Raw genomic sequence first — 12,797 nt, forward strand, 5'->3', positions numbered from 1 at the left:
TCCAAACCCTAGTGCAGCCGCGGGGTCGCGCCCTGGCCTTTGTCGTCGATGATCAGGCCGCGATGGAAGCGGTCGAGCGTGAAGGGCGCGTTGAATTCGTGCGGCTCGTCCCTGGCGATCGTCCAGGCGAAGCACCAGCCCGAGGCCGGGGTGGCCTTGAAGCCGCCATAGCACCAGCCGCAATTGAGATACATGCCGGGCAGCGGGCCGGTGGTGATGATGGGCGAGCCGTCCATCGTCATGTCGCAAAGGCCGCCCCAGGAACGCAGCATGCGCACCCGCGCCAGCCCCGGGAACAGCGCCAGCATCTCGCTCATCACCTCATCGACGATCGGCAGGCTGCCGCGCTGGGCGTAGCTGTTGTAGCCGTCGAGGTCGCCGCCATAGACGAGGCCGCCCTTGTCGGATTGCGAGATGTAGAAGTGGCCCATGCCGAAGGTGAGAACGGTGTCGATGATTGGCTTCAGCGACTCCGTGACGAAGGCCTGCAGAACGTGGCTTTCGATCGGCATATGCGAGATGCCGGCAAGCTGCATCACCTGGCCGGTGCTGCCGGCAACGGCAAGCGCCACTTTCTTGGCGCGGATCTCGCCGCGCGTCGTCGTCACGCCAACGACCTTGTCGCCGTCGCGCAGAAAGCCGGTGACCTCGCAATTCTCGATGATATCGACGCCGCGCCGGTCGGCGCCGCGCGCATAGCCCCAGGCGACGGCGTCGTGACGGGCGGTGCCGGCGCGCGGCTGCATCAGCCCGCCAAGGACGGGGAAACGCGCCGAACCCGAAACGTCCAGCGCGGGCACAAGGCCCTTGATCTGATCGACGCTCATCAGCTCGGCGTCGACGCCGAGATGGCGCATGGCATTGCCGCGCCTTGCATAATCGTCGAGCTGGGCCGGCGTGTGCGCGAGGTTGAGGCAGCCGCGCTGCGAGAACATGACGTTGTAGTTAAGGTCGTGCGAGAGGTTCTCCCACATCTTCATCGAATGCTCGTAGAAGCGGGTGTTCTGCGGCAAAAGGTAGTTGGAGCGCACGGCCGTTGTGTTGCGGCCGACATTGCCCGAGCCCAGCCAGCCTTTTTCGAGCACCGCGACGTTGGTGATGCCATGTTCCTTGGCGAGGTAATAGGCGGTCGAGAGCCCATGGCCGCCGCCGCCGATGACGATCACATCATAGGACGCCTTGGGATCCGGCTTGCGCCAGGCCGGCTTCCAGTCCTGGTTGCCGGTCAGTGCGTTCCTGAGCAGCGAAAAGGCTGAGTATTCCGCCATTCTTCCTGTCATCCTGTTGATGCGAGGCGGCAGACTATAGAGCAGGCGAGAAGCGCAAAGCCAAGATTGCGCCATCGCTTTTCGACAGGCCGACTTCGATCCGCGCCGCCGGCCACGGATGGAGACGGCTTGCCGCCTGATATGCCGGTCTTTATCAAGGACGGAATTTTCGAAGATCTTTCGGCCGCGAGTCGCCCCGTCACGTCATGATTTTCCGACTGCTACGCCTGATCCTGGTCGTCATTGTCGCCGTCGCGGCGCAGCCGTCGTCCGACGCGATGGCGCAGGCGATCGGCCATGGCTCCACGCAGCTTATCGCCGACCAGACCAAGGCCATCCAGGACCAGACGGCGAAGGCCGACGGTCTGGAGAAGAAGCTAAGCGCGCCCGACCAGGACGATGCTGGCCTTGTCGATATCCGTCTGCAGCTCGAGGATATTTCGCGCGCGGCGCTGAACAGCGCGCTCGCGTTCCGTTCGCGCCTCAACGACATCAACGCCCGCATCGCGGTACTGGGACCGCCGCCGGCGCAGGGGCAGCCGCCGGAGCCTGCGGTCGTCGCCAATGAGCGCGCGGCGCTCACGGCCGAGAAGGCCGAGATCAATGCCGTCGTCGCCAGCGCGCAGAACCTGTCGATCCGCATCAGCGGGCTGGTCGACAAGATCGCTGTCCAGCGCAGCGAGCTTTTCCGCAGCGTTCTGACGAAACGCTACGAATTGACCGATGCGCTGAGCCCGCAGGCCTTTTCCGACGCGCACGGCCAGTTCACCGGCCTCTACAAGGCGGTGACATCCTGGCTCACCTTCGCATTGAAGTTCAAGTTCCAGGCCATGCTCGCGGCGACGCTGATGGCGCTGGCGCTGGCGGCGGTGCTTCTGATCGGCGGCAAGCGCCTGTTCGGCCGCATCTTCGAGGCCGATCCTTCTGTCGAAGAGCCGTCCTACCTCAGCCGCCTTTCCGTGGCGTTCTGGTCGACGCTGCTGCCGACCGTGGCGCTCGGCGCGTTCCTCGCCTCGACCGTGTTCTTCTTCAACTATTACAACGTGCTGCGCGGCGACATCGGCGAATTCCTCAACGCGCTGCTCGCCGTCGTCGCGGTGGTGTTCTGCGTCAACCGGCTGACCAATGCGGCGCTCGAGCCGCGGGTGCCGAACTGGCGGCTTATTCCAGTCGCAACCGGACCGGCGCGTTGGCTGGTGCGGCTGGCCACCGCCATGGCCGTGGTTCTCGGCTTCAACTACTTCCTGTCTGTCGTCAACGAGAAGATGGGTGCGCCGCTGTCGCTGACGATTGCCAGGAGCTTCGTCGCCACCATCATCGTGGGCGTCATCCTGATCCTGATGGGTCTGCTGAAGCCGTTCAAAGCCCATGATGGGTCCTGGCGTCCCTGGCCGGCCTGGCTTCGCTTCATTGCCATCGGGCTTGGCCTGCTCACCATTGCGGCGGCACTGCTCGGCTATATCGGTCTGGCGCTTTTCGTCTCGATCCAGGTCGTCGTCACCGGCACCACGCTTGTCACCGCCTATATCGGCTTCCTGTCGGCGCGGGCGATCGGCGAGGAGGGCGGCTTGGCCGACACCTCGGTCGGGCGCTGGCTGTCTGCCAATTCCAGCTATGAGGACACCGCGCTCGACCAGCTCGGCCTGGTGGTCAGCATCGCCATCAACCTGATGATCGTGCTGGTGTTCCTGCCGCTGATTCTCCTGATGTGGGGCTTCCAGCCCGGCGATATCGAAACCTGGGCCTTCAAGCTGGCGACGGGCGTCACGATTGGTTCGGTGACGATTTCCGTCCTCGGCATCCTCACCGGCATCGTCGTCTTCGTCATCGGCTATTTCCTGACGCGCTGGTTCCAGGGCTGGCTCGACGGCTCGGTCATGGCGCGCGGCAAGGTCGACACCGGCGTGCGCAACTCGATCCGGCTGGCCGTGGGCTATGCCGGCGTCGCGCTCGCGGCGCTCGTCGGCATATCGGCGGCGGGCATCGATCTTTCCAATCTGGCGCTGGTAGCCGGCGCGCTTTCGCTGGGTATCGGCTTCGGCTTGCAGAATGTGGTCTCGAACTTCGTTTCGGGCCTGATCCTGCTTGCCGAGCGGCCGTTCAAGGTCGGCGACTGGATCGTCGCCGGCGACATCAGCGGCACGGTCAGAAAGATCAGCGTGCGCGCCACCGAGATCGAGACGTTCCAGCGGCAGTCGGTGATCCTGCCGAACTCGAACCTCATCAACAATGCGGTCGGCAACTGGACGCACCGTAACAAGCTTGGCCGCGTCGACATCAAGGTGGGCGTCGCCTATGGCAGCGACGTCAAGCGCGTCCATGCGATCCTGCTGAACATTGCCCGCGCCCATCCGATGGTGCTCAAGAACCCCGAGCCCTTCGTGCTCTTCGCCAATTTCGGGGCGGCCGCGCTCGAATTCGAAATCCGCGTCTTCGTGGCCGACGTCTTGAACGGCAGCATCGTCCAGAACGACATCCGCTTCGCGATCTCCGATATCTTCGAGGACGAGCATATCGAAATCCCCTCGACGCCGCGCGCCGTGGTCGAGACCAAGAAACATGAGGCGTGGCCGATCGACGACGACAAAATCGAAGCCGAGTTCGCCGAACGCGAACGGCTCGAGGCGGAAGCCGCGGCCGAGCAGGCGCGTTTGGCCAAAACCAAGAGAAAAGGCCGCAAGCCCGACCCCGACTAGAGCTGTTCACCGTTTCGCAGAAACCGCGAACCGCCCTGACGCAACGCCGGACGAAAACCGTTGCACACTTTCCTGGAATTGCTCGCGGTTCGCCGGCCGGCCAAATTTGCCCGAAGCCGATTGTGGCATGAATGCGGCATTCAGTTGCGGTTCAGGTTACATCTCATATAAGCTCTCACGCAAAGGGCGAGAATGCCTTGCGAAAATGAACAGAGGCGGTGTGGAAACACCGGAATTGCAATGTGGAAGTCTGTCGTTACCGCCATCGCTTTCCTGGCTCTCGGCGGTTCGGCTTTTGCCGCCAGCGCGGTCAACAAGGACGCCCAGACGCGGACGTTGATCGTGACCGAGGGCGGCGGCAAGACCGAGCTGGCGCTGGCCGCCGGCGAGACGGTGGAATTCTGCCCGAATGGCTGCTTCGTCACCTTGCCCAACGGTGACCTCGAAGCGCTGACCGGTTCGGAAACGGTCGAGATCTCGGGCGGCATCGCCCGTATCAAGTAAGAGCGCCTGCAAGCACGATCGGCAAAGGCCGGGCGGATGTCCGGCCTTTTATCGTTTCCGGTAGCCGCGGCTTAACGATGCCGCCGGAAATACGTCTGTACAGCGCGTTGCAACCGGACGTTTTAACGTTCGCTCCGCCATCTCCCGTTATATCCGTCGCGAGGGCGCCGAAACACGGCGCGGGGCGAGCAGGGCAAGGCAACAATGGACGCGCGGTCGGACAGGAACGCAATTCCGCTTGCGGTCGACCTCGACGGCACATTGGTTGCAACAGACCTTCTATGGGAAGGCTTGTTCATCCTGCTCAAGAAGAACCCGCTTTATCTCTTTTTCCTGCCGCTTTGGCTGACCGGCGGTCCGGCGCGGCTCAAGCGGGAAATCGCCGCGCGCGTCGACATCGATCCGGCCTCGCTGCCTTATCAGGCCGAATTGCTCGGGCGCCTCCGCGCCGAGCACGAGGAAGGCCGCAGGATCGTGCTGGCTACGGGCACGCCGCGCAAATTCGCCGCGGCGATCGCGGCCCATCTCGGCATCTTCGACTGCGTGCTGGCGACGGACGGACCGCATAATCTGACTGCGGCCAGGAAGCGCGCCTCGCTGGTCGCCGCCTACGGCGATGGCGGCTTTGACTATGCCGGCAACAGCCGGCACGATCTCAAAGTCTTCGACGTCGCGCGCAACGCCATCGTCGTCGCGCCGGACCGCAGCGCCCGGCGCTGGCAGGCGGCGCATGGCGCCGAGACGATGCCGGCGCCGAAGCGGACGCTGAGGACCTACGTCAAGATGCTGAGGGTCCATCAGTGGCTGAAGAATTCGCTGATCGCTGTGCCGATGGTGCTGTCGCATGAGTATTTCAACGTCGGCATGATCTGGCAGTGCGTTCTGGCCTTCGTATCCTTCAGCGCCGTCGCCTCCGCCATCTACATCGTCAACGACTTCTTCGACCTTGCGCTGGACCGTAAGCATCCGACAAAGCGCAACCGGCCCTTCGCCAGCGGTGTGCTGTCGATCCCGTTCGGCCTCGGTGCCGTCGCAGTGCTGCTTGCCATCGGCATCGCCATCGGCTGCCTGCTGCCGATCCAATTCCTCGGCGCGCTCGGCGGCTACATGGTCGTGACCACTGCCTATTCGTTGTCCTTCAAGCGCATGCTGCTGATCGACGTGCTGACCCTGGCCGGCCTTTACACGATCCGCGTGCTGGCGGGCGCGGCGGCCACCGGCGTCGACGTCTCGTTCTGGCTGCTCGCCTTCTCGATCTTCTTCTTCCTGTCGCTTGCGCTGGTGAAGCGTTTCGTCGAACTGCGCACGACCGCCATCGCGGCCGGCGAGCGCATCGCCGGCCGCGGCTACCGCACCGAGGACCAGGAGATCGTCGGCCAGGCGGGCATGGCCTCGGCCTTCTCCTCGGCGCTGGTGCTGGCGCTCTACATGGACAGCGTGGCGGTGCGCGAGCTTTATCCGCATCCGTGGCTGATGTGGCCGCTGGCGCCGATCGTGCTTTATCTCACCATGCGCGTCTGGATCCTCGCCCGGCGCGACGAGATGCATGACGATCCGGTCGTCTTCATCATCCGCGACTGGCGCAGCCAGATCGTGGTCGCCATCGGCGCGGTGCTTCTGGTCGCGGGAGGCTGGGGCTGGTGAGGGCGGGCGGCGAACGCTTCGGCAGCTTCGGGCTGGCGACGCCTCCGGCGCGCCATTCCATCCCCGCCGACGATGCCATCGCGCTGTTGAAGAGCGGCGCGGCCAAGCCTGGTTCACTCATCGGCTACGGCAATGGCCGCTCCTATGGCGACAGCTGCCAGAACGATGCCGGCACGGTCGTCGACATGCGGACGCTCAACCGCATCCGCGCTTTCAACGCCGAGACGGGCGCGATCGAGGCCGATGCCGGGGTGCTGCTTTGCGACATCATCGCCCATGTCGCGCCTTACGGCTTTTTTCCAGCTGTGGTTCCGGGAACGCAGTTCGTCACGCTCGGTGGCGCCATCGCCAACGATGTCCACGGCAAGAACCACCATCGGCGCGGCACTTTCGGGTGTCATGTCGAATTCTTGACCCTGCTGCGGTCCGACGGCCGGATCTATCGCTGCTCCGACACCGACAACGCCCATCTGTTCAGGGCGGCGATCGGCGGCATGGGGCTAACCGGATTGATCCTGTCGGCGTCGATCCGGCTGATGCCTGTGCCCTCGCTCGACATCGTCGAGAAGGCGACCCGGTTTCGTGACCTCGGCGAATTCTTCGACCTTGCGGATGCCGCCGACCAGGCCAATGAATATGCCGTCGCCTGGATCGATCAGCTTGCCGGCGGCCACGAGCGCGGGCGGGGCCTTTTGTTCACCGGCAACCATGTCGAGCACGGCTCGCATGCCGCCACACGGGCAGGCAGCCGGCTCTCGGTGCCCGTGCGGCCTCCCTTCAACGTGCTCAACCGCCCGTTCCTGACCGTCTTCAACGCTGCCTATCGGTGGAAGAAGGGCCGCTCGCCAGATGCGCGCCGGACGGGCTACCAGGGCTTCTTCTTTCCACTCGACGGCATTCGCGACTGGAACCGGCTCTATGGGCCGCGCGGGCTTTTCCAACACCAGAGCGTAGTGCCTGAGACCGCCGCGCGGCGCGCCGTGCCGGCCCTGCTCGAAGCGGCGCGGCGGGCAGGCCAAGGCTCGTTTCTCACGGTGCTGAAGCGGTTTGGCGACGTCCGTTCGCCCGCGTTGCTGTCGTTCCCGCAGCCCGGCTACACGTTGACGCTCGATTTCCCCAACAAAGGCGAAATGACGCTGAGGCTCCTCGCCGAGCTCGACCGCATCGCGGTCGAGGCAGGTGGCGCCGTCAACCCCTACAAGGATGCCCGCATGGGCCCCGAAACCTTCGCGGCGTCCTTCCCGGAATGGCAGCGGCTGGAGGCGCTTCGCGATCCCGCCTTCCTATCGAGTTTCTGGGCGCGGACAGCGAAAAAACTGGATGTTGGACGAGGTGCGGCCGAGGCGGCGGAATAGGTCGAATTTGAGTAGATCTTGGTAAGTGAAGCGTTAACTTCAGGGTTTACTCAAAATAGACATGTGATTTCACGAAATATTTGCGGATTCGTAGTAGGACCGCTCTGGGGCGGGGTGGCAATAATGAAATACATCGTCTTCATTCTCTTCACGGTCATGACCAATGCCGCTGCGCAGCTCATGCTGAAGCAGGGCATGATGTCGATGGGACCGATCTCGTTCGAGGGCGCCAATCCGCTCTTGAGGCTGCTGCAGATCGTGTTCAGCCCATGGGTATTCCTCGGGCTGTGCACCTTCGTCATCTCGATGGCCTCGCATCTCTATGTGCTGTCGAAGGTCGAGCTCAGCTTCGCCTATCCATTCCTCAGCCTCGCCTATGTCGCAGTCGCGGTCTTTGCCTATTTCGTCTTCCGCGAGGACCTCAATGGCTGGCGCATCGCCGGCATCGCCTGCATCTGCGTCGGCACCGTGCTGATCGCGCAAAGCGGCCGCGATCTGGGTGGTCGCGATCTGGGCGGCCGCGGGCAGGAGGACCAAACCGCTTCCATCACTTCCGACAAGATCGGCACAAGCGAGATCGTTCGATGAGACATGTGATTTTCGGAGGCGACGGTTTCGTCGGCCGTCACCTTGCCCCCAAGCTTGCCGCCGACGGCGAGAATGTCGTCGTCGCCGACATCGTCAAGAGCGACCTGCCGCACTATCGTTCGGTGCGCTTTATCACTTGCGACGTGACCGATCCGGCTTCGGTCGCTGCAGTGGGCCTTAGGGCCGACGACATGGTCTACAATCTGTCGGCCAAGATGCTGTCGCCGATCCAGGTGCGCGCCAGGCGGCACGACTTCTTCTTCCCGGTGAATTTCCACGGCACCGAGCACATCATCCAGGCGATGGACACGGCCGGCGCCTCGAAGCTGGTGCACTACACGACCGACATGATCTACGGCCATACGGTGGTGCTGCCGATGACCGAAGAGCACCCGGTGGCGCCGCTCGGCGAATATGGCCTGTCGAAGCTCAGGACCGAGGAACTCGCCGCCGAATGGCGCAAGCGCGGCATGTCGATCTCGCTGTTCAGGCCGCGCCTGATCATCGGCCCGGGGCGCCTCGGCATCCTGGAAAAACTCTTCAGGCTGATCGATTGGAACCTGCCGGTGCCGATGATCGGCTCCGGCCGGAACCCCTACCAGTTCATCTCGGTGTTCGACTGCGCCGAGGCGGCGCGCGCGGCCTGGAAGGCCGGCGTGCCGAACGAGGCCTATAATCTGGGCTCGCTCAATCCGCCGCCGGTGAGAAAGCTGCTCGGCGACCTGATCCGCCATGCCGGCTCGAGATCGATCCTGCTGCCGACGCCGGGCTGGGCGGTCAAGCGCACGCTGGACCTGCTCGACCAGTTGAACATGCCGATCATGGATCCGGAGCAATACCTGATCGCCGATGAGGACTGCGTGCTCAACGTGTCCAAGGCCGAGCGCCAGCTCGGCTGGGTGCCGCAATATCGCGACGAGGACATGCTGATCGCCGCCTACAGCGAATACCGCGCCAAGAAGGACGGCCACGCCGTCGCCACCGAACAGGTTCCTGCCGAATAAGGCGACGAGGGAGATTTTCGCGATGACCGTCATGGCCAAGCCGGAACACAAGGGCACGCGCGCGCTGGTCGAGGCGCCGGCGCTGTCGCCCGCCACCATAGCCAAGCCCGACCTGATCAACGTCGAGCAGGCCAAGGCGATGGATGTCGCCGGCATCACCGACCTGTTCAAGGCGCATCTCAATCCGGGCCAGTTGCATTTCATGAAGCTGCTCGGCTTCCACAAGGTCAAGGTCGAGCGCGCCGAAGGCATGTTCTACATCGACCAGAATGGCCGCGAGATCCTCGACTTCTTCGGCGGCTTCGGTTCGCTGGCCTTCGGCCACAACCATCCGCGCATCCTGGAAGCGCGCAAGAAATTCCAGGAGGAGAAGCGCCAGGAGATCGCCATCGCCTTCATGTCGCAATATGCGGCGGCGCTCGCGCACAACATCGCCAAGTGCTCGCCCGGCGATCTCGACATGGTGTTCCTCGGCTCGTCGGGTTCGGAAGCCATGGAAGCGGCGGTGAAGCTCGCCGAACGCGCCGCCGGCCCGAAGCGGCCGAAGATCGTCTATGCGGAGAACTCCTTCCACGGCAAGACCAAGGGCGTGCTGGCGATCACCGACGGCCAGCTCTACCGCGCCGACTTCAAGGTGGCCGACAATGTCGTGCGCGTTCCCTTTGCCGACATCGACGCCGTCGAGCGCCTGTTCAAGAGCGATCCCGAGATCGGCGTGATCGTGCTCGAAACCATCCAGGGCGGCGGCGGCATCATCCAGGCAGAGGCGCAATACTGGCAGAAGCTGCGCGCGCTCTGCGACCGGCATGGCGTGCTGTGGGTCGCAGACGAAGTGCAGTGCGGCTACGGCCGCTCCGGCCGTTTCTACGCCTTCGAGCACTATGGCGTGGTGCCGGACGTGACGGCGCTGGCGAAATCGCTCGGCGGCGGCAAGGCGGCGGTCGGCGCCATGATCGCCAGGCGCGACGTCTACATGAAGGCCTATGGCACGCCGAAGACGGCGATGATCCATGCCATGGCGACGTTCGGCGGCATGGGCGAGGCCTGCGTCACCGCGATCGAGGCGCTGAACGTCCTCTATGACGAGGGCCTGATCGACAATGCGGCTTCGACCGGCGACTACCTTCTGCAGCGGCTGCAGGCGCTCAAGGCGAAATATCCGAAGATTATCAAGGATGTGCGCGGCAAGGGCTTCATGATCGGGCTCGAGTTCCACGATTTCTCGCAGACCTTGCCGATGGTGCTGCGTCCGGTGGTGAGCGTGCTCGACGACAAGCTGAAGGGCTCGCTCTCCGGCTTCGTCGGCTCGCTGCTCCTGCGCGACTACGACGTGCTCGTCGCCTTCACCGAATACAACCGCAACGTCATCCGGCTGGAGCCGCCGCTGATCTGCCAGCGCGAGCATGTCGATCGTTTCGTCGATGCCTTCGACAGCCTGCTGTCGCGCGGCATCGTGGCGATCGTGAAGGATTTCGTGAAGAGCCAGGTCCGCTGAGGCAGGCGATGCTGACCAGGCCGCCCATTGCCCCGACCAATGCGCTCGACCGCCTGACCGGCGCCGGTCTTGCCTGGGGCGAGGGAACCTACGCACGGTTCGCCGCGCCGATCGGCGCGGCTGCCTTCTCGCTCTACATCCTGCTCACCGCTGTGACGGCCTGGTTCATGCCAGATGCCAATTGGGACATGCTGGCTTACGTCGCGATTGCCGAAGAAGGCACCTATCCAGATCCGAAGGCGCTGCATGACTATGCCTACAGCACAGTGAAAGCCGGCGTGTCGGCGGGCGACTACAAGACGTTGACCGATGATGGCGGCGGCTTCCGCAGCCACATGGCGGAAAATGCTGCCGACTTCCATTCGCTGCTCGGCATGTACCGGATCAAGTTCCTCTACGCCGGGATCCTGTCGAGTGTCAGCCATGTCGTCTCGCCGGTCGAAGCGATGCGGCTGGTGCAGGTGTTCTCTGCGTTGTTGTTCGGCGCGATCACGCTCGCCTGGCTGCGCTCGGCAGGCGCGCTGGCGCTGGCGCCGGTCGTCGGCGCGGTGCTGATCATGGCCGCTTTCGGCGACGCGGCGCGGGCCTCGACGCCCGACCTCTTGTGCTCGGCGCTGTTTCTTGGCGGGCTATTTGCCTATGTGCGCAAACGCGAAGCGGCGACGGCGATCCTGCTTTTCCTCGCCTTCATGGCGCGGCCGGACAACATCGTCTTCCTCGCCATTTTCGCCGTGCTGCTCGTCGCGTTCCGCCAGAAGGCGTGGGGGGCGCTGGCGGGCTTTGCCGCCTCGTTCGTCGCCTATTTCGCCATCTCGCATTGGGCGCAGCATCCCGGCTGGTGGCCGCATCTGTGGTTCTCCAGCATCGAGCAGCACTACAATATGGACGGTTTCGAGCCGCCGTTCTCGGTGGCGGCCTATCTCAAGGCTTTCGCCGCCTCGGTGGTGCGCGCCATCGACGCCAACAGCTGGGTCGGCATTTCCGTGCTGGCTTTAGCCGGATGGTACGGGCTCGACCGCGCCGGTTTCCGGCTCGACCGCCGCGCCGGCATCCTGCTTGGGGCGCTCGTGCTCGGCGTGCTTGCCAAGTTCACCGTCTTCCCGATCCACGACGCCCGCATCTATTTCCCTAACCTTCTGCCGCCCTTCCTGCTGCTGGCCGCGCCGCTGATGGCGCTGTGGGCATCGGCGAGCCAGGGTGGGCAGCGCGCCGCGCCACCGGCCATTCCCGGAGATAAGTGATGAATTGGGTTTCCGGCCTCGCACGCGTTCTGTTGTCGCTCGGCTTGCCTGCCAGCCTGCTCGATCGCGGGCCCGCGCTGCGCGGCACCAAGTTCCTGGCCAGGGCGGCGCTCAAGGCGCGCTTCGGCGGTGGACGGCCGTTCCAGATGGTCAATGTCGGCGCCTGCGACGGCGCGCTGTTCGACGACGTGACGCCCTGGCTGCACCGCATCAGGGGTGCTCGGGCGATGCTGGTCGAGCCGATCCCCTACAACCAGAAGCGGCTGCGCGCCAATTATCCGGACAAAAGCCGCTTCGTCATCGAGCCGGTGGCGGTGACCAGGACAAAGGGCACGATAACGGTCCACACCTTTGATGCCGCCGCGCTCGAGGCCGGCACGCTGCCGATCGAGTTCATCGGCTGTTCGTCGGTCACCGACACCAATCTGATGTCAGGCAAGAACGCCTGGGGCGAGGCCGACGCCAACTTCAACAAGTTCGCGCCGCATCTGAAGGACATCGAGGTGCCGTCGGAGACGCTGCAGACGCTGCTCGACCGCAACGGCATCGGCTATATCGACGCTTTCCTGGTCGATTGCGAGGGCGCCGACTGGATGGTGTTCGACCAGCTCGAGCTCCAGCGCTACCGGCCCGGCATGATCAAGATCGAGGTCGGCGCGTTGCCGGCCGCCGAGATCGGCCAGCTCGTGGTCAAGCTGAAGACCGCCGGCTATCAGGTCGGCTTCCAGGCCGAGGACATCTGGGCCTTCGCCTGACTTTCGCCGTCGGCTTACGCTCCACGGCCATTGTCGGCCCGGCCGGCCTTGACGCGCTTGACAAGACGGCGCCGGCCCGTTCAACTTGAGCCATTCACCAGGGGAGTCCCGGCAAGGGGCTGAGATACTGCTGGCTTTCGCGGCGCAGTGACCCGTTGAACCTGATCCAGTTCATACTGGCGTAGGGACGGTGCAAGCGCTTTGCGGGGCTCCATGCCCAAAGACCTGTTTTCGCGCAGGTGGACCA

The 12,797-nt window shown here is 64.2% G+C and carries 10 protein-coding genes and 1 riboswitch; of the genes, 9 read left to right on the forward strand and 1 reads right to left on the reverse strand.

Going from position 1 to position 12,797, the window contains the following annotated elements; genetic code table 11:
- Positions 1-8: 8 nt before the first annotated feature.
- Positions 9-1,268 carry a sarcosine oxidase subunit beta gene (locus EN874_RS00155; RefSeq protein ID WP_127428266.1) on the reverse strand — a complete coding sequence of 420 codons (1,260 nt, stop codon included), beginning with the start codon at positions 1,266-1,268 and terminating at the stop codon, positions 9-11.
- 206 nt (positions 1,269-1,474) lie between these two features.
- On the opposite strand from EN874_RS00155, the gene EN874_RS00160 reads away from it, so the two are divergent.
- The 9 genes from EN874_RS00160 (at position 1,475) to EN874_RS00200 (ending at position 12,550) form a co-directional block, all read left to right on the forward strand.
- The gene (locus EN874_RS00160; RefSeq protein ID WP_127428267.1) at positions 1,475-3,964 is read left to right on the forward strand and encodes a mechanosensitive ion channel family protein; all 2,490 of its coding nucleotides are present in this window, start codon (positions 1,475-1,477) and stop codon (positions 3,962-3,964) included.
- 240 nt (positions 3,965-4,204) lie between these two features.
- Positions 4,205-4,468: a hypothetical protein gene (locus EN874_RS00165; protein ID WP_127428268.1), complete on the forward strand. Its 264-nt coding sequence runs from the start codon at positions 4,205-4,207 to the stop codon at positions 4,466-4,468.
- A 204-nt stretch (positions 4,469-4,672) separates the two neighbouring features.
- Complete coding sequence (locus EN874_RS00170) at positions 4,673-6,112, forward strand: UbiA family prenyltransferase (RefSeq protein ID WP_127428269.1); 1,440 nt, start codon at positions 4,673-4,675, stop codon at positions 6,110-6,112.
- Positions 6,109-7,467, forward strand: a complete 1,359-nt coding sequence (locus EN874_RS00175; RefSeq protein ID WP_127428270.1) for an FAD-binding oxidoreductase — start codon at positions 6,109-6,111, stop codon at positions 7,465-7,467. Before EN874_RS00170 ends, EN874_RS00175 begins: the two co-directional genes overlap by 4 nt.
- Positions 7,468-7,590: 123 nt before the next feature.
- Positions 7,591-8,055 (forward strand): EamA family transporter, encoded by a 465-nt coding sequence (locus tag EN874_RS00180; protein WP_127428271.1) that lies wholly within the window; start codon positions 7,591-7,593, stop codon positions 8,053-8,055.
- Positions 8,052-9,059, forward strand: a complete 1,008-nt coding sequence (locus tag EN874_RS00185) for an NAD(P)-dependent oxidoreductase (protein ID WP_127428272.1) — start codon at positions 8,052-8,054, stop codon at positions 9,057-9,059. The genes EN874_RS00180 and EN874_RS00185 overlap by 4 nt, the downstream gene beginning before the upstream one ends.
- A 22-nt stretch (positions 9,060-9,081) precedes the next feature.
- Positions 9,082-10,554, forward strand: coding sequence for an aspartate aminotransferase family protein (locus tag EN874_RS00190; protein WP_127428273.1), 1,473 nt, complete (start codon positions 9,082-9,084; stop codon positions 10,552-10,554).
- 8 nt (positions 10,555-10,562) lie between these two features.
- The gene (locus tag EN874_RS00195; RefSeq protein WP_127428274.1) at positions 10,563-11,795 is read left to right on the forward strand and encodes a hypothetical protein; all 1,233 of its coding nucleotides are present in this window, start codon (positions 10,563-10,565) and stop codon (positions 11,793-11,795) included.
- A complete protein-coding gene (locus EN874_RS00200; protein ID WP_127428275.1) occupies positions 11,795-12,550 on the forward strand; it encodes an FkbM family methyltransferase in 756 nt (251 codons plus the stop codon). The genes EN874_RS00195 and EN874_RS00200 overlap by 1 nt, the downstream gene beginning before the upstream one ends.
- Before the next feature lie 89 nt (positions 12,551-12,639).
- Positions 12,640-12,756, forward strand: a riboswitch (TPP riboswitch).
- Positions 12,757-12,797: the final 41 nt, after the last annotated feature.

The organism is Mesorhizobium sp. M1D.F.Ca.ET.231.01.1.1 (assembly GCF_003999155.2).
In the GTDB taxonomy this organism is placed as follows: domain Bacteria; phylum Pseudomonadota; class Alphaproteobacteria; order Rhizobiales; family Rhizobiaceae; genus Mesorhizobium.